Source organism: Mesorhizobium sp. M4A.F.Ca.ET.022.05.2.1, assembly GCF_003998845.1.
Classification (GTDB): Bacteria; Pseudomonadota; Alphaproteobacteria; order Rhizobiales; family Rhizobiaceae; genus Mesorhizobium.
On sequence record NZ_RZOJ01000022.1, the window covers coordinates 1 to 15,577 of the forward strand.

At 59.7% G+C, this 15,577-nt stretch carries 14 protein-coding genes and 1 pseudogene; 8 read left to right on the top strand and 7 right to left on the bottom strand.

The genetic code is table 11. The annotated features are described in order from the left end of the window. A partial coding sequence (locus EN745_RS04675) for a GAF domain-containing protein (protein WP_145991979.1) occupies positions 1-588 on the bottom strand: 588 nt, incomplete at its 3' end. A 166-nt stretch (positions 589-754) separates the two neighbouring features. On the opposite strand from EN745_RS04675, the gene EN745_RS04680 reads away from it, so the two are divergent. Next, the gene (locus EN745_RS04680) at positions 755-1,345 is read left to right on the top strand and encodes an amino acid synthesis family protein (RefSeq protein ID WP_127214130.1); all 591 of its coding nucleotides are present in this window, start codon (positions 755-757) and stop codon (positions 1,343-1,345) included. A gap of 1,026 nt (positions 1,346-2,371) precedes the next feature. Here the strand turns inward: EN745_RS04680 and EN745_RS04685 are convergent. From EN745_RS04685 to EN745_RS04700, 4 genes are all read right to left on the bottom strand, one after another. Continuing rightward, positions 2,372-3,463: an acetylxylan esterase gene (locus EN745_RS04685; protein WP_245487637.1), complete on the bottom strand. Its 1,092-nt coding sequence runs from the start codon at positions 3,461-3,463 to the stop codon at positions 2,372-2,374. An 83-nt stretch (positions 3,464-3,546) separates the two neighbouring features. Continuing rightward, on the bottom strand, positions 3,547-4,644 hold the full coding sequence (locus tag EN745_RS04690) for a polyamine ABC transporter substrate-binding protein (protein ID WP_127420657.1): 1,098 nt from the start codon (positions 4,642-4,644) through the stop codon (positions 3,547-3,549). A gap of 136 nt (positions 4,645-4,780) precedes the next feature. After that, entirely contained in the window at positions 4,781-7,156 is a 2,376-nt protein-coding gene (locus EN745_RS04695) for an aminotransferase class III-fold pyridoxal phosphate-dependent enzyme (RefSeq protein ID WP_127420658.1), read from the bottom strand. Positions 7,157-7,327: 171 nt separating this feature from the next. Beyond that, on the bottom strand, positions 7,328-8,329 hold the full coding sequence (locus EN745_RS04700; RefSeq protein ID WP_127420659.1) for a LysR family transcriptional regulator: 1,002 nt from the start codon (positions 8,327-8,329) through the stop codon (positions 7,328-7,330). A 123-nt stretch (positions 8,330-8,452) separates the two neighbouring features. On the opposite strand from EN745_RS04700, the gene EN745_RS04705 reads away from it, so the two are divergent. The 5 genes from EN745_RS04705 (at position 8,453) to ggt (ending at position 13,230) form a co-directional block, all read left to right on the top strand. Next, the gene (locus EN745_RS04705) at positions 8,453-9,094 is read left to right on the top strand and encodes a GntR family transcriptional regulator (RefSeq protein ID WP_245478062.1); all 642 of its coding nucleotides are present in this window, start codon (positions 8,453-8,455) and stop codon (positions 9,092-9,094) included. Positions 9,095-9,185: 91 nt separating this feature from the next. Further along, entirely contained in the window at positions 9,186-10,037 is an 852-nt protein-coding gene (locus EN745_RS04710) for a transporter substrate-binding domain-containing protein (protein ID WP_127308660.1), read from the top strand. 71 nt (positions 10,038-10,108) lie between these two features. Continuing rightward, the gene (locus EN745_RS04715; protein WP_127420660.1) at positions 10,109-10,822 is read left to right on the top strand and encodes an ABC transporter permease; all 714 of its coding nucleotides are present in this window, start codon (positions 10,109-10,111) and stop codon (positions 10,820-10,822) included. Beyond that, a complete protein-coding gene (locus tag EN745_RS04720) occupies positions 10,819-11,511 on the top strand; it encodes an ABC transporter permease (RefSeq protein ID WP_127420661.1) in 693 nt (230 codons plus the stop codon). Before EN745_RS04715 ends, EN745_RS04720 begins: the two co-directional genes overlap by 4 nt. 132 nt (positions 11,512-11,643) lie before the next feature. Further along, positions 11,644-13,230, top strand: a complete 1,587-nt coding sequence (gene ggt, locus EN745_RS04725) for a gamma-glutamyltransferase (RefSeq protein ID WP_127420662.1) — start codon at positions 11,644-11,646, stop codon at positions 13,228-13,230. A 157-nt stretch (positions 13,231-13,387) separates the two neighbouring features. On the opposite strand, the gene EN745_RS04730 is transcribed toward ggt, so the two are convergent. Beyond that, the gene (locus tag EN745_RS04730; protein ID WP_127420663.1) at positions 13,388-13,624 is read right to left on the bottom strand and encodes a helix-turn-helix domain-containing protein; all 237 of its coding nucleotides are present in this window, start codon (positions 13,622-13,624) and stop codon (positions 13,388-13,390) included. Positions 13,625-13,816: 192 nt separating this feature from the next. Between EN745_RS04730 and EN745_RS04735 the strand changes: the two genes are divergently transcribed. Next, positions 13,817-14,824 carry a LysR family transcriptional regulator gene (locus EN745_RS04735; RefSeq protein WP_127420664.1) on the top strand — a complete coding sequence of 336 codons (1,008 nt, stop codon included), beginning with the start codon at positions 13,817-13,819 and terminating at the stop codon, positions 14,822-14,824. Here EN745_RS04735 and EN745_RS04740 read toward each other — a convergent pair. After that, positions 14,821-14,970, bottom strand: a pseudogene (locus tag EN745_RS04740) (DUF2274 domain-containing protein). The gene EN745_RS04735 and the pseudogene EN745_RS04740 overlap by 4 nt on opposite strands. A 237-nt stretch (positions 14,971-15,207) precedes the next feature. Here EN745_RS04740 and EN745_RS04745 point away from each other — a divergent pair. Continuing rightward, the gene (locus EN745_RS04745; protein ID WP_127420665.1) at positions 15,208-15,402 is read left to right on the top strand and encodes a hypothetical protein; all 195 of its coding nucleotides are present in this window, start codon (positions 15,208-15,210) and stop codon (positions 15,400-15,402) included. The last annotated feature ends 175 nt before the right edge of the window (positions 15,403-15,577 follow it).

The following is a 15,577-nucleotide window of genomic DNA, read 5'->3' on the forward strand; positions in this document are numbered from 1 at the left end:
GTCTGCAAGCACGTGTTCAAGTAGGGAGGTGTGCGCCTTGAGCGCCTTTTGCAACCTGTCTCCGGCCTGCCGTTCGGCTTCCAGCCGCTGCTCCCTCTCGATCGCGATGGCGCCGAGATGGACGATCATACCCAGAAACGCCAAATCCTCTTCCGGGACCTCCATGATATCCCGCGACACAACGCTCAGCACCATTGGCCGGCCCTCGAAGTCGCTGCAGTTCATAGGCATGACGAGGACGGTACGGTAATCTCGCTCGAAAGCTTCGCGGCGATAACCTGGAAACTCCTCGGATTCGCGCACGTCGCGGATATAGACTGGCTCGTTCCGCTTCAAGGCGATCAGCGAGGGGCTCGTCGCCAGTTCCCAACGGTCAGGGAGCGTTCGCTCGATCAACGTCGGATCATAGCGAACCATCACATGGGCATAACCATGAGCGGCATCGATCGACATGATCGAACCGAGCGTCCAGTTTGCATGGCGGCAGGCGGCGAAAACCAAGTGCCTCAGGATCATGACAAGATCGCCGCCGGAATTGATCTCACTCGCGACATCTTTGAGAACCGAGATTTGCGCCTTCCTGTCCACAATCGCTCCCTGCGCCACGACCCGCTGAGTTAGGCATGCGCGGGAAGCTGAATTCTACATCGTTTCGAAGTGCCGGCCATTCTGTTTTTCCTCCCTAACGAAGGAAGACATTCACCGTCGTTGCTCATTAGGTTGCGCCACAATCCAGCGAACAGATGAGGAATCCATGGATCTCGGAGTGAGAAAGTTTTGCACATTCATCGAGGAAGTATTCGTCGAGGGTGGCAAGAAAGCCGACCAACCGATCTCCATGGTCGTGGTCGCAGCCGTGTTGAAGAACCCGTGGGCCGGTCAAGGATTCGTTGAAAATTTGCGCCCAGAGATCCTCCGGTTGGCGCCGGGTCTTGGCGCCGAAATGACCAAGCGATTGGTGGCGCTCTTGTCGGCGGATAAGGTCGAGGCTTACGGCAAGGCGGCTTCGGTCGGCATCAATGGCGAGATCGAACATGCATCGGCGCTGATCCATACCTTGCGGTTCGGCAATATGTTCCGCACGGCGGTAGACGGCACGACCTATCTGAGCTTCACGAATACCCGCAACGGGCCAGGCGCCCTTCTTTCCCTGCCGATGACCCACAAGAGCGAAACCGGCAAACGCTCCCACTTCCTGACGGCCAACTTCCAGGTTCCGGACGCACCCGGTGCGGATGAGGTGCTGATCGCCATTGGCGCCTGTGATGGCGGGCGGGCGCATCCACGTATCGCCGACAGGTTCCAGGACATGGCGGAAATGGAAGCTGAGGGGCAGGCACGCTGAGCTTCGTCTTTCGCAGCAATCCCGGGGCGCCGAAATGACCTTCCTCTATGATGCCGATGCCGAAAGCGGCGCCGAGTGGGCAGCGCTCTTTGCCGAACGTGCCCAACCGCGCGATTTCTTCGGCAGGGGCAACGACCCTCCACGGCGTTCGGAGCGGCTCCCGTCCTCTAGGGATGACGCACAAACCACAGCCTGGCGAACCTTTTGGCGAACCGGTCAATAACTCATTGATAAATAACGATAGTGACGGGCGCTGAGGGTCATCGTTTTCTACCGGAAATCAATATCTTAGCGGGTGGTTCGCCACCCCATTTCCTTCGTATTCTCTCGTATGGTCCGGCGAACCCAATGATCAGGAGGAGGACTAATTCCCCCTGCAAGAACTGTCGCCACAGAAAACCGCTTTCGCCTTAGCACAAGCGCTCTGCGAGACTCTCTGCCGGGGAAGGCCCGGCAGAGAGCTTTCGCGATAGACGCGGTCTCTTGCTGCGAGCCAGACACTCGACGCGCCGATCGGCGAGGCTGAAGTAGGGTCGCTCTGGCGCTGGCTCAGAAGCCATTGCACCACCCGTCTCTCCTGCACGGCGACCGAATGGGTTATTTCGGAGCGGATTGAAGCACTGGCTGACGGTCACAAGGTATTCGAACGCGAGCGCAACGCTCGTATTCCGCGTGACCACATGTAGGAGTTCCATCCTGCGCCAATAGAACAGCGCGTCGACGGCAGGGTCTAGGGCATCGCTCGAAGCTACTCACTGTCCCTTGGTCGCGTCCAACGAAAACGAAATGCGGAGGAGCTAAAATGCCTGACGGCGACATCGGAAGACGAGCGCTCTCTCCGCTCCAGGCGACGGCTAACGTGGCGGCGGGGACAAGCCGAGAACCAATATGCGAACGGCGAGGTCATGCGCCTCGACTGAGCGCCTCGCATGCAGCCTCGGTAGCTCATCGGCCGGGCGTCATCTCCCGCGCTCCGGCAACGATGCCCTCAGGGCAGCCCCACGCCCGACGGATACTAGTCTTAAGTCAGCCGACACCGAACAGCTCGCTGAGCCAAGCCATCTGTTCGCGCTCCTGATAGCCCTGCCCGCCTTCATGGTTGTTGAATTCGTACTCTACGATGGTCTTTTCGCCACCGTAGGCATTGAACGCGCCATAAACGGTAGAGGGCGGGCAGACTTCGTCCATCAGGGCCACGGAAAACAGCGCCGCCGCCTTGGACTGCCGGGCAAAGTTGACGCAGTCGAAATAGCCGAGCGTTTCAAAGACTGTCGCCTTCTTCTCGCGATGTTGCGCCAGGAAACGGACGATCTCCAAATAGGGATCGAGGACGGCAGTCCCCAAAGCGCGCGGAAAGTCGCAAAGAAACGGAACATCGGCCATTACGGCCTTGATGCGCGGATCGATCCCGCCGACGGCGAGCGAGATGCCGCCGCCCTGACTGTCGCCGCAAACCGCGATGCGCTCGGGATCGATGAAGTCCAGCCCTAGCAGAGCATCTATCGCCCTCACAGCATCGGTGAACACGCGCCGGTAATAGTAGTCATTCTTGTCCAGGACGCCACGCGTCATAAAGCCGGGGAACGAAGAGGTCGAGCCGACCGGATCGGCGGTCTCTCCTACGCTGTAGTCGCTTCCCTGCCCGCGTGTATCCATTCGAAAATAAGCAAATCCTGACGCCGCCCAATGCAGTTGCTCATGTGCCAAGCCGCGCCCGCCGCCATAGCCGAGATACTGCACGACAAGAGGAAGCCGCCCCTCATGACGCGTCGGCAGGATCAGCCATCCTTTGATCGGATGACCGCCGTATCCCGGAAACGTGACGTCGAAAGCCTGGACCGCCTTCAGTGTCGTCTGCGCCGGTACGATGTCGACCTTGCCGCCGGCCTGGCGGGCCTCGGCGATGGTCGAGGCCCAGAACTGGGCAAAGTCGCCTGGCGTGGCCACTTTGCTGACATAGGCGCCTAGTTCAGGCTGGATCAGATCTTGGAATGGCATTGTTTCTCCCAATTTGAAGTAGCAAATCGGCGATTGATATGGACGGCTCCGCATTCGGATCCGCCCCCGAGAGTGGATTCGCGCGTTACCGGTCCAAGAGACCGCGGACTCGCCCGCCATTCTTCCGCGCATGGCCATCAGGTGGCGGCGGCAGACCTTGACCAGAGGCGCAGCCAGCAAAAGTGGGGCGGTGACCGCCCCGTTCAGCTGCCCGTCTTGATCTGGGTCCAGAGCCGGGTGAGGACGCGCTGTTCCTTCGACCCATACGAAGAAATTGTGAAAAGCTTCTTGAGCGTTTCCTGCGTCGGATAAACTGAGGGGTTCTTCAACACTGCTTCATCGATGAACTTCTGCGAGGCGAGGTTGCCGTTGGCAGTTTGGACGTAGTTGGTTGACTTGGCGATGACTTCCGGCCGCATCAGGTAGTTGATGAAGGCGTGCGCCTCATCGACATGCCTGGCGTCGGCAGGGATAGCCAGATTGTCGAACCACATATAGGTGCCTTCCCTGGGGATGAGGTATTCGACCTTGACCTCGTTGTTGGCTTCCCTGGCGCGGTTCTTGGCCTGCAGCACATCGCCCGACCAGCCGATGCTGATGCATTTGTCGCCATTCGCCAGGTCGTTGATGTAAGCAGACGAGCTGAAGGTGCGGACATAGGGCCGGATTTTCGCGTAGATGTCACCGCCGGCTTCGAGGTCCTCTTTCTTCTTGCTGTCGCCGTCCTTGCCGAGATAGTTCATGGCAATGGCCATGGTCTCCTCCGGCGCATCGACGATATTGATGCCGCAGTCCTTCAGCTTGGCCGCATTCTCCGGCTTGAAAAGCACATCCCAGCTGTCGATCGGCATGTCGCCGAGCGCGGCCTTCACCTTGTCGACATTGTAGCCGATGCCGGTCGTGCCCCACATGTAGTTGACGGCATATTCGTTGCCCGGGTCATATTGGGCCAAGCGCGCCATCACCTCGGGCCACATGTTCTTGAGATTTGGCAGCTTGGACTTGTCGAGCTTCTGGAACACGCCCGCCTGAATTTGCCTGGCCAGAAAAGGTCCGGTTGTAACCACAACGTCATAGCCGGAGCCGCCGGCAAGCAGCTTGGTCTCAAGAATTTCGTTCGAATCGAAGGTGTCGTAGACGACCTTGATACCGGTTTCCTTGGTGAAATCATCAAGGATGGAACTGTCGATATAATCAGACCAGTTATAGACGTTGACGACCTTGTCCTCTGCCAACGAGACGCCTGCGGAAAAGAGGACGGCCGTCATCGTGACAGCCAGTCCGAGTAGCTCCTTCTTCATTCAGGTCCTCCTGTTTGTGACGCCCGCCATTCTGGTGGCAGGACGTTGCTCAATTCCCGAAGGTGAGGAGAAAGGCGTTGACCTCCCCTCTGGAGACCGGCCTGCCATCCATTCTCTAGCGAATGCATGGGCGGGCTCATTGGTGCCCTCTCAAGCTGTCATCAAAAGCGCTGATGAAGATGTCGACTTCGTCGCGCGACCAAATCAGCGGGGGGCGTAGCTTGAGCGTGTTGGGCGTGCTTTTCCCGATGAGGATGTTGCGGGCCAGCATGTCGTCAATGAGTCGCTCGGTCTGTGTGATGGCCGGCTCCTTGGTCAGGCGATCCGTCACCAATTCCACGCCAGTCATCATTCCAAGCCCGCGTACGTCGCCGATGACGGGGTGCTGTTCGGCCAGGCGCCCAAGCTCCTGGCGCAGATACTCGCCGATTACGGCGGCCCGCTTGATCAGGTCTTCTCGCTCCAGGACGTCCAGCACAGCCATGCCGGCCGCGCATGCAACGGTGTTGCCGCCGAACGTGCTGAACAACAGCGGATAGGTGCCATTGACGAACCGCTTCATCAAATCCGAGCTGAGAATGACGACGCCAAGAGGGTGGCCGTTTCCAACCGGCTTACCCATTGTTATGAAGTCGATGTTTTCGTCCTTGAGCCCGTTTGCCCGGAAACCCCAAAAAGTTCCCATGCGGCCACAACCGGCCTGCACCTCGTCCGCAATGACGAACGCGCCTGCCGATCGGACCTTTTCGGCGACAAGATTGAAGTAGTTTTCAGGCGCCCGCAGCACCCCGCTTGAACATAGGGCAGTGTCGACCATGAATGCCGCAGGCGGGTGCCCCCTTTCGCGCAAGACGGCTATCGCCCTGTCGGCGTCGGCAGCATATTTCGCTGCTGCTTGGGGATCGCGGGAAAAAAGACCCCGATACATGTCGGGGGCCGCCAGGGTTTCAATGCGATTGGGGTGCTCGTCGGCGGGAAGCTGACGCCAGCTTTCATTGGAGAGGGCGGTCGTGAGTTCGGTGCAGCCATGGTAGGCCTGGTCGATGATCAAACCGCCGTCGCGTCTGCTGAGTGACATGGCGATTTGCATCGCCAGGTCGTTGGCTTCGCTGCCCGAATTGACGAAGATGCAGGCGTCGAGGTGATCAGGCAGGTCGGCGGTCAGGCGCGCCGCATACTCGACGGCCACGTCGCACATATATCGCGTATTGGTGTTCAGCGCGTTGGCCTGGCGGTAGATCGCCATCGCCACGTGCGGATGGCAATGGCCGATCTGAGGGACGTTGTTGTAGACGTCCAGATAAGCGGTGGCATCGGCGCCATACATCCAGGCTCCGCGGGCGCGGGTGATGTGCAATGGCTTGTCGTAGAAATGCCAAATCGGTCCCAGGTGAGCTTCGCGCTCGTGCCTGAGCACGTCATAGTCAGTTGCGAGATGCCCGCCATCATTGCTGATGGCGCCATGAACCGGGAACCGGCATGCCTGACGAAGCCGGCGAACCGCCTGTGGGCGACCTTGACGGCTGAGCAACTCCATCATCCGAGGGTAATGGCCGGCGTTTTCGATATGCGGGATGCCGGCTTCATCGGTGGCTTCTCTCGCTTCCACGATGACGGTGGCCATGGCGAGGCGCAGGAGCAGCGCATCGAAAAGGAGATCGATCTCGTTTTCTTCAAGCGGGTATGTCGAATCGAAACCGGATGTCACGTCGCAAAGGTAGGCGATCGGATCGTCATCGAACTCCGAGAATGTCTCGGAAGCAGTCACAATGTCCGCGACAATGGAATTGTGGCCCATATCGCCAAAATCGATAATGCCCACCGGCGATGTGCAGTCGTTGGGATCGACCAGGATGTTGCCGCCATGCGAATCCTGATGCACGACTTGGCGACGGGTTTTCGACAATTGGGGAAGGGTGAAGCGCTCGGCGCGCTCAAAGATTTCCTCGCACAATTGCCGAAGCCCGACGTCGGAGATCTTTGCTATCTGCGGGCGCAAGGCCAGGGCACGTGAAATGTCCCAGAGGTGCGCATTGCTGCCTGCGTAGGGATGAAAAAAATCGCGCAGTGCATAGGCAAGCCGTCCCACCATCACGCCTATGTTGAACCGAGTGGCGGCGGAAAAGGCTTCCTCAACCTGCTCCATGATCTTTCCCGGAAGGAAAGAAAGCACACGCATCATGTGCCTGGAGCCGTGCTCGTCCTCGATCCATTCATACGGGACGCCGGTAAGGGAGGGAACAACGCGAGGCACCGGCAGGGTCGGATCGCGGTCGCAGATATGCTTCAGGGCTTTGACCTGCATATCCACGACGCCTTCAGGTTCGCCTATATTCGATATCTTGACGACGACGTCGCGGCCATCGGTGCCCTCGATCCGCCACGACAGATCGCGCTCGGAAGCCAGTTGCCTGTACGCCCCGTCGATCCCATACCGGGTTGCCACGAGGCGCCTTGTCGCCTCCGGCGAAAAATTTGGAAGGTTGCGAAGCAGCAAAGCGTCCGTGCTCATTCCATACCTAACGGCCAAATATCGACACCCGACCTGGCGATTACGTCCAAGTTGCACGTTTACAGGCAAGATCGCAGGTGGCGGTTTGCGCTGCGCATCGCCAGCCGTACGGGAGGCTAGACCTCTATCGACGTGGCAAGAATATCATTCAGAGAACGGATACATTGGTTTTTACAAATGCATCCGGTGCGCCCTGATGATCGCATCACGGACATAGCTGACGTTGGCAGCCTGCTCGCCTGTTCGCGTGGCGACCTCGATGTCGGCGGAATAGGCCTCGTCGGCTATGGGAAGTCGGCGAAGACGCCCCTGCTGTTCGAACATGCTCGCAAAATGTATCGGCAGGACCCCGAGGTAGGCGCCCGACAGGACCATCAGAAGCTGCGCCTCAATATCAAAGGCTACCCGGTTCGCGGCGGTATCGAAGCGGTGACGCCGAATCCCGTACCAATATCCTCTCTCTACCCACGGATGGCCGTAGCATTCCTCACTCGTAATCGTCTCGTCATTTCGGCAAAACAAAGGATGAGCCGAACCGCAAAATACCGCGTGCTCCTCTTGGTAGATGACTTGGTATTGCACACTTGCGACTTTGATGTCGGAGCCGCCTATCCCAATATCTATTTCGTTTTCCGCCACCGCCTTCGTTATATCGTTGGGCCGCATGATCCTGAGATCAAGCTCGACTTCCGGCGCAGCTTTTGAAAGCTCGGTAATAGCGTCGGCGAGCCGGAAACTTGGGTCGGTCGTTAAGCAGTCGACAATGCCGACGCCGACCTTTCCCGCCAAAGCGCTTCGGACGCGCGAAAGCCGGGCCGAACCGGCTTCAAGCATCCCGGTGATCTCCGTGCTGATTTCGTAAACCCGCCGCCCCTCCTCCGTCAGCGAAAACCCACGCCGCCCCCGTTCACACAACTTCACGCCAAGCCGCTGTTCAAGCGCGGTCAGATGGTTGGAGACTGTCGGTTGGCTCAGCGAGAGTTCCATCTGCGCCGCGGACATGCCGCCATTGCGGACCACGCTTTCAAAGACACGAAAGAGATGGAGATCGGAGCCCGATATCTTCATGGGGGCAGATTGCACCAAATGCACCGAATGGCAATTGAGGCTGCGACCGTGATTTGACCTCTGGGAACCAGGCCCCGTGCCTTTGAAGCAGCCGAGATCGCCCACCTTCCCTCCCTACTTCGTCATGATCGGGTCTTGACGCTCCAGCCAAATCCGGATTTGATGATACGTGGATACAAAAATACTTTTGGGTGCAAAGTGCCAGCAGCCTTCTCCGTCGAGCCACGCTTGCCCGCCACCGCAGAGGAGGAGGCATATAGGCATCTTCAGCAAGCGCTTCGCCTCGGTCGTTACAAACCGGGTGACCGCCTCATTCCCGAAGACATCGCGGCTGAAATAGGCATGAGCCGCATGCCGGTGCGGGAAGCCTTTCGGCGCCTGGCATCCGACGGGCTGGTGGTTCTTCGCCCAAATCGGGGATGCGTGGTCGCTGGGCTGACTGTCGACGAGCTTTATGAGATTTTCGAAATTCGCTCGGTTCTGGAGGGGTTGGCCGTTAGGCTGGCGATGCCCCGGATCGACGAAGAGGAGTTCGAGGAATTCGACCGCCTGCTCGAACGCATGGAACGCGCGGGCCAGAGCGGCGGTAGCGACTGGGTTGTCCGCCACCAGGAATTCCATGGCCGCATCTGTGCGTTGAGCCAGAGGCCCAAGCTGGTCCACCAGATATCGGCGCTGCATGTGGTCATCGAGCCTTACATGCGCATCTGGTTCGACGATTGTGACAAGCCGCTTTCCGCGCGCGAGGAGCATGCCGCCGTGATCGCTGCCTTGCGCTCGGGCGACGCACAGCACGCGGAACAGGTGATGCAGGAACATGTTCTCGGCACGGCGCCGCTGCTGGCCGAGCTCGTGAGTCCCGGCCGGTGACGAAAGCCGACCGGGCAGGAATGGCCTCGAACCGGCAATGCGGCCGGGCGTGGGAATCGTTCAATCAGCCTACCAAAAAAAGGGGAACCAAATGAAATTCAATCGTTTGGCCGCAGTTGCGGCCGCACTCAGCATGTTCGGCTTCATGCACACCGCCTTGGCCGAGGACGCGCCCAAGGCCATCACCATCGCCACGGAGGGCGCCTACGCTCCATGGAACTTCACCAACGCCGACGGCAAGCTCGACGGACTGGAGATCGATCTCGCCAACAATCTTTGCGAGCGGATGAAGGTCAAATGCACCATCATCGCCCAGGATTGGGACGGTCTTATTCCTGCGCTGAAGGTCGGCAAGTTCGATGTGATCATGGCCGGCATGTTCATCACGCCGAAACGCCTCGAGACCATCGATTTCACCCAGCCTTATGCGATCGACCCGGGTGGTTTCGCAGCCGCCAAGGACAGCGACCTGGGCAAGCTCGGCGCTTCGACCGAGAAATTCAAAATGGACGATGAGGCTGCTACCAAGGCCGCGATCGATAAGTTGAAGCCCTTGCTGAAAGGCAAGGTGGTCGGCGTCCAGGCGGCAACGGCGATGCTCGAATTCGTCAAGAAATACTTCGGGGACACGGTGGAGATCCGCGAGTACAAGACGACCGAGCAGCACGATCTCGATCTGGCCGCGGGCCGCATCGACGCGATATTCGCTCAGAAGACGGCGCTCGCCGCAACGCTTGCAAAACCCGAATTCGCGAACTTCACGGTAGCGGGGCCCGGCTTTGTCGGCGGTCTGTTCGGCGCCGGAACCGGTGCGGGCCTGAGGAAGGAAGACACCAAGCTCAAGCAGATGCTCAACGACGCGATCAGCGCCGCGATCGCCGACGGCACCATCAAGAGCATCTCGGAAAAATGGGTGAAAACGGACGTGACGCCGGTCAAGTAGCCATTTGGGGACTTGTTCGGCCGGTCGGTGTCGACCGATCGGCCGGACGCCCCTGATCATCTAGGTTTCAAATGACCGATGCACTCCATATCCTGTCCCTCGGCAAGGGCGGCTGGGGCGGCGCGCTGCTCTTGGCAGCAGGCGTTACGTTTGCGCTGTCCATCCTAGGCTTCCTGCTCGGCGCCCTCTTCGGCGCAGTGGCCGCGAGCGGTCGGCTTTCACCGAGAGCTGTACCGTCGTGGTTGGCCAAGGCCTATGGCACGGTGTTCAGGGGCGTGCCCGATCTGTTGACGATCTACCTGCTCTACTATGGCGGCAGCATCGCCTTGACCGAGATCGGAAAACTCTTCGGCAGCGCCGGCTTCGTCGGGCTCCCGACATTTGCAACCGGCGTCCTGGCGATCGGCATTATTTCTGGCGCCTATCAAGCCGAGGTCTATCGCGGAGCCTATCTCGCCGTCGATCCCGGCCAGTTCGAAGCTTGCAAGGCTTTGGGCCTGTCCCGGTTCCAATCGCTACGCCTCGTCATCATACCGCAATTGATGCGGCACGCCCTGCCGGGCCTCGGCAATGTCTGGCAACTCGTGCTCAAGGATTCGGCCTTGATCTCCGTGATCGGTCTCGTGGAATTGATGCGGCAATCTCAGATCGGCGCAGGATCGTTGAGGGAGCCCTTCGTCTTTTACCTGGCCGCCGCGGCACTGTATTTCCTCATCGCCGCGGTGACCGGATCGGTCTTCCGCTACGGCGAGGCACGAGCGTGGCGAGGCATGGTCCACGCATGATCGATCTGAATTTCTTTGTCGAGATCATTCCAACCCTTCTCTCCGGCCTGCCGCTGACCTTGCAGCTTGCGGGCTTGTCGATCGCGATAGGCTTTGCCTTGGCCCTGCTGCTCGCACTGGCGCAGCAGGGAAACCATCGGATGCTGGTCTGGCCGATACGCGCCTTCGTCGCCGTCTTTCGCGGCACGCCATTGCTCGTCCAGATATTCCTCATCTACTACGGCCTCGGCCAGTTCCGTCCCACCCTTCAGGCTGTTGGGCTCTGGTGGCTGTTTCGCGAGCCCTATTGGTGCGCCATCATCGCACTCAGTCTCAATACCGCAGCCTATGGCAGCGAGATCCTGCGGGGCGCAATACAAGGCGTGCCGCGCGGTCTTGTCGAGGCCGCTTCCGCTTTCGGGATGACACGTATCCAGATTTTGCGCCTCGTCGTACTGCCTCTGGCGCTGCGCCAAGCCATTCCAAGCTACAGCAACGAGATCATCCTCATGGTGAAGGGCACGTCGCTGGCATCGATCGTCACCCTGATGGAAGTGACAGGCATCGCTCAAGGCCTGATTTCTCAGACCTATCGCGCTGTCGAAGTTTTCGTGGCTGCGGGCGCGATTTATCTCACCATCAATTTCACCATCATCTCGGCCCTGAATGCCCTGGAGACCTGGCTGACGCCTTATCGGGTCCGCGCATGAAACATGACCGGAGCATAGTCAGGATAATTGGCGACATGGGCTGCGCCGACAAGCCGAAACGATCCGCTGCCGCGCTGCGTTACGCGATAGTGGCCACGTCGCATCCATCAGACCAAGGGATACAAAAACAGAATGCGTGATTTCCAGTTTCCCGGCCGCTCGCCGGTTCGTGCCACCGAAGCGGTCGCCGCGACGTCGCATCCGCTGTCGACGCTAGCGGCGATCGAGATGCTGCGCGCCGGCGGCAATGCCATGGACGCGGCGGTCTGCGCCGCTGCAGTGCAGGCCGTGGTCGAGCCGCAATCGACAGGCATCGGCGGCGATTGTTTCGTGCTCTACTGCCCGGCGGGACAAGCTGACGTGCTGGCCTTCAACGGCTCCGGCCGCGCACCGGCGGCCGCGACCGTCGACTGGTACCTGGACAAGGGTTTCAGCGAGCTTCCCAAACAGGGGCCGCACGCAGTGACGGTGCCGGGCGCCATCGATGCCTGGTGCCGGTTGCTCGAGGACCATGGCAGCAAGGACCTCGCCGAGGTGCTGGCGCCGGCCATTCATTATGCCGAGAACGGCTATGTCGTGCACGACCGCGTCGCCTTCGACTGGGCGGACCCGGAGATCGACCTTGCCGCGGACGAACATGCCGCGCGCATCTTCCTGCCCGGCGGCAAGGCGCCGAGGGCCGGCGACGTCCACCGCCAGCCGGAACTCGCCGCTACCTTGCGCATCATCACCAAGCAGGGCCGGGCCGGCTTCTACGAGGGTGCTGTCGCCGACGATATGGTGCGCCGGCTCAAGGAATTGGGCGGGCTGCATAGCCAAGAGGATTTCGCGGCGACCAAAGGCGACTATGTGGCACCGGTCAGCACCTCCTACGGCGGCTACGACATCCACCAGATGCCGCCGAACAACCAGGGGCTGACCGCGCTTCTAATGCTGAATGTGCTGTCCGGCTTCAAGCTTGGCGGGCTCGATCCCAATGGCGCCGAGCGGCTGCATCTGGAAATCGAGGCGGGGCGGCTGGCCTACCAGGACCGCGATCGTTTTGTGGGCGACCAGGACCAGGTCCCGGTGCCGGTCAAACAGCTCTTGTCCGCCGCCTATGCCGACAGGCTGCGCGCCGAGATCGACCCCGAGCGGGCGATGACGCATCTGCCGAAGCTGGACCTGCCGGGCAGCGACACGGTCTACATCACCGTGGTCGATCGCGACCGCAACGCGGTCTCCTTCATCAACTCGACCTATTATTCGTTTGGCAGCGGCGTGGTCAGCCCGAAGACCGGCGTGGTGCTGCAGAACCGTGGCTCGAGCTTCCGGCTCGAGCCCTGGCATCCCAATGCGATCGCGCCCGGCAAGCGGCCGATGCACACGATCATGCCCGGAATGGCGACCCGGAATGGCCGCGTGGTGATGCCGTTCGGCGTCATGGGCGGCGGCTACCAGCCTTTCGGCCATGTGCATTTTTTGACCAACATGATCGACTTCGGCATGGATCCACAGCAGGCGATGGATGCGCCGCGTGTGTTTTACAACGATGACGTTGTGGAGGCTGAGCGCAACGTTCCCGACGAGGCGATCAAGGGCTTGCGCAAGCGCGGCCATCGCATCGTCGAACCGCATCACCCGCTTGGCGGCGGCCAGGCAGTGCTGATCGACTGGGAAAAGGGCACGCTGACCGGCGCCTCCGACCCGCGCAAGGACGGGATGGCGTTGGGATATTGAGAGCCGGCGGCATCACATCTGTGTGTCGCGGCTGGATTTTGACGGATTGGAACGATAGTCGGTGACCATGACCAGCAACGCAAATTCGCAAGGGCTTTCACGCCCGCTCGCCTCCGGAGCCGATGACGCGCCGGCGATCCTGGCGCCTGCCCGGCCCTCAGGCCTGAGGATTTAGAAGCCGCACACCCTCACCCTTTTGACCAGCGTACAAGAATTCGACGCCAGCCCTTGTTAACGCCGCCTCAATGGCTTGTAGAGTGCTGATCCGGGAGTCCACCTTTCCGTTCTCCAACCTAGCCAACGCGTTCAGCGATACGATGGCTTTGTCTGCAAGCTCCTGCTGCGACCAACCAAGCAATGCCCGCGCGGCTCGAATCTGTCGTGGACTGACCATCAGTCCACAATCGACAGGTCAAATTTCTTCGCCACCTATAGGGATATTTTACACCTTGTAAGAGGTTTTAATTGGCTTATACCATCGAGATCTGAGACTTGGGAGATCACGATCCCAGCACCGGATCGGTCCCCTGAAAGAAGGGCGTTGTCGCCTCTCCTACAAAAGATGCGAACCTATGAAGGGCGCGAAATGGAGTTGCTGCAGAGCGGCCTAAAGCTCCGACAATTGCAGGTCTTTCGTGCGGTGCTGCGGGCCGGATCGACGAGGCAAGCAGCAGTCGCGCTCGGGATTAGCCAACCAGCAGTGAGCCAGCACATCAAGCAGCTTGAGGCACTGCTCGGCGTCGTATTATTTGAGAGATCCACCAATCGAATTCTTCCCTCGCGAGAGGCGTGGGAACTCCTACGCAATGTCGAACTTGCGCTGACGTCCCTTGATCGCCTGGAGGCGTCGATCTTCGCGATGAAGAACGAAGAGAGGCAACAGATCGCGATTGCCGCGCCCGCGGTCTTCGGTTTCGTGACCTTGCCGAAGGTCGTCGCGACAATCCGTTCGAAGACCGATTCGAGTGTCCGATCAATTTCGGGAAACTATCACCAGGTGGGCGAGCACATCCTGTCCGGTCGAGCCGATCTTGGCATCTCTAGGCTGCCTGTGGATCCTCGCCTGTTTGAATGGGCGCCAATCGGTTCGGCGCACAACGTATGCATCTTTCATCCAAAGCATCGCTTCTCTAGGCAGGCGTGTGTCGAAGCCAGCGACCTCGTAGGCGAAACGATCGTCGATATCGACCCAGAATTCGCTTCCCACCAGATGAACTTCAACGCCTTGCGCTTCGCCGGCGTCGAGCCGGACATACTGGTGGAATATGACTCCAATGGCTACGAGGTTGGATTCGTTTCGGCCGGCCTTGGCGTATCCATCACCAACGAGATCATTGCGCGCGAGTATTCAGCGTTCGAGCTGGAAGCAAGACCGGTCGACCCATCTGCGCTTTATCACTACGTGGCCATCTGGCAGAGAGGCAGGACGTTTTCCAGCACGCTGGAGGTCTCTCTCGACGCAATCCGATCGGCCTTCGCAGATTGTCTCCCGGCAAACGACATTGCGCCCGACATGGATCGGCCGGCCATAGCGGCCCGACGCCAAGGCTTTCTCACTTTTATGAAGCCGCGACCCGTCTCCCTGAAGCGCTAGAGCATAGGCACGATAAAGCGAATGGGATCGGTATGCGGCTATCCGGTTTCGCGTCCAGGGATCTCGGCATATCTGGCAAGATCGCGATTCAGCGGCGCTGGTAGTTCCACCGTGACTTTCCCTGCTCCACGCGCCGCGAAGGCCACCGTCGGCTCCGCCCTTCTCGGCCCGCACAGCCTTGCCTAATCTTCGTCCCTCGTCACGCCGTCGCGACGCAGGTAAGCGATTGCGCCGCGAGCGGAGCGGCCCGCGCGAATTGACTTACCACTTGATGGCTCCCCCCGCGGGATAGCGAAATGATCAGGCGACTGGCCTAGATGCTGGCGCGCTGATCCTGACCTAACCGGGAGCGGTACCGGAAAACACTTTTCCTCGAGCGAGCGATGCCATCCGCCAGCTTTCTTCGCCGCCGCAAGCGCCTGTACGATAAACGGCCGCGCAGCCTGATCGTGGTTCGAACGAATGCGCCCAGGTCAAATTCGAAGGTCGTGTTCATCGGCCATGCCGCTATCCTGCAACGTGGAAAAGAGGATACGGATTCAAAGTCTTGGGCGTTCGACGCACATTGCGCCGAATGACCGCAATGTGCGCAGCGGAACTGAAAATCGCCCAAAAACAACCGACCGGCCGACGCACAATGTGCGCGCTTTTATCTAGCCATCTTAATCGGTTGTGCTTCCGGTGGTCTTTTCGACATCGTCGTTCCTCTGCTTTTGTGCGATAATATACGAATTTATTCTCTATGATACGGTA

Coding starts and splice junctions, on each gene's coding strand:
- EN745_RS04680 (WP_127214130.1), top strand. CDS start 755: ATGGATCTCGGAGTGAGAAAGTTTTGCACATTCATCGAGGAAGTATTC.
- EN745_RS04685 (WP_245487637.1), bottom strand. CDS start 3,463: ATGGCGGGCGAGTCCGCGGTCTCTTGGACCGGTAACGCGCGAATCCAC.
- EN745_RS04690 (WP_127420657.1), bottom strand. CDS start 4,644: ATGAAGAAGGAGCTACTCGGACTGGCTGTCACGATGACGGCCGTCCTC.
- EN745_RS04695 (WP_127420658.1), bottom strand. CDS start 7,156: ATGAGCACGGACGCTTTGCTGCTTCGCAACCTTCCAAATTTTTCGCCG.
- EN745_RS04710 (WP_127308660.1), top strand. CDS start 9,186: ATGAAATTCAATCGTTTGGCCGCAGTTGCGGCCGCACTCAGCATGTTC.
- EN745_RS04715 (WP_127420660.1), top strand. CDS start 10,109: ATGACCGATGCACTCCATATCCTGTCCCTCGGCAAGGGCGGCTGGGGC.
- EN745_RS04720 (WP_127420661.1), top strand. CDS start 10,819: ATGATCGATCTGAATTTCTTTGTCGAGATCATTCCAACCCTTCTCTCC.
- ggt (WP_127420662.1), top strand. CDS start 11,644: ATGCGTGATTTCCAGTTTCCCGGCCGCTCGCCGGTTCGTGCCACCGAA.
- EN745_RS04730 (WP_127420663.1), bottom strand. CDS start 13,624: ATGGTCAGTCCACGACAGATTCGAGCCGCGCGGGCATTGCTTGGTTGG.
- EN745_RS04735 (WP_127420664.1), top strand. CDS start 13,817: ATGGAGTTGCTGCAGAGCGGCCTAAAGCTCCGACAATTGCAGGTCTTT.
- EN745_RS04745 (WP_127420665.1), top strand. CDS start 15,208: ATGCCATCCGCCAGCTTTCTTCGCCGCCGCAAGCGCCTGTACGATAAA.